Origin of the sequence: Acidovorax delafieldii 2AN, from assembly GCF_000175235.1 — a bacterium.
Lineage (GTDB): Bacteria > Pseudomonadota > Gammaproteobacteria > Burkholderiales > Burkholderiaceae_C > Acidovorax > Acidovorax delafieldii_B.
Genome location: NZ_ACQT01000559.1, coordinates 1 through 953, shown reverse-complemented (window position 1 = coordinate 953; position 953 = coordinate 1). Strand labels below are relative to the sequence as shown.

General features: G+C 67.7%; 1 protein-coding gene. It reads right to left on the bottom strand.

All coding sequences use genetic code 11. From position 1 onward, the window contains the following. Positions 1-729, bottom strand: a 729-nt coding sequence (locus ACDELDRAFT_RS23020; protein ID WP_040330863.1) for a M16 family metallopeptidase, incomplete at its 3' end; no start/stop codon positions are given. Between the last annotated feature and the right edge of the window lie 224 nt (positions 730-953).

Genomic DNA, 953 nt, shown 5'->3' with positions numbered 1-953 from the left:
TTTTTCTGCCAGCGCGCGCACCCGGGCCACGTCGACATCGCCCGCCACCACCACGGCGGCGTTGCCGGGCACATACCACCGGCGGTGGAAATTGCGCACATCGTCGGGCGTCATCGCGTCCAGGTCGCTCATCCAGCCCACCACCGGGCGGCGGTAGGGCGAGGCCACATAGGTGGTGGCAAAAAGCTGCTCGGCCAGCACGGCACGGGGCTGGTCTTCGGTGCGCATGCGGCGCTCTTCCTTGACCACCTCGATCTCCTTCTTGAACTCGGCGTCGGGCCACTGGTTGTGCGCGAACCGGTCCGATTCGAGCCGCATCACGTCTTCCAGGCGGCTGGCCGGGATCTGCTGGTAATAGCCCGTGTAGTCGCGGCTGGTGAAGGCGTTTTCCTGCCCGCCCAGCGCCGCCACCCGGCGCGAGAACTCGCCCGGCGGCACGGCCTTGGTGCCCTTGAACATCATGTGTTCAAGAACGTGGGCCACCCCCGAGGTGCCATCGACCTCGTCCATGGAACCCACGCGCACCCACACCATGTGCATGACCGTAGGCGCGCGCCGGTCGGGCTGCACGATCAGCTGCATGCCGTTGGCCAGCGTGAACTGCCGCGCGCCTGAAGGCGTAGCGGCGGGAGCTTGCGCAGGAGTGGCGGGAGGGGTGGTCGACGCCGGAGATTGCGCTCCGGCACTCAGGCAGGCCAGCAGGCCCAGAAGGGTGAAAGCACGTTTCATAGAATGGAGTGATTCTAAGTACCCGCCAATGTTCAGTTTTTTCAAGAAAAAACCCGCCCCCACGCCCGCGCAGCCCGCTGCGGCGGCCCCTGCGACACCTGCAGCGCCGGGTTCTGTGCCTGCGCCGCCGCTCGCCGAACCGGCTGCAGAGCCCCGTTCCACCGCGTCCTCGGCACCGCTGCCGCAGCCTTCCGCTGCGACTCTTGCAACCGCGGCGGCACCGG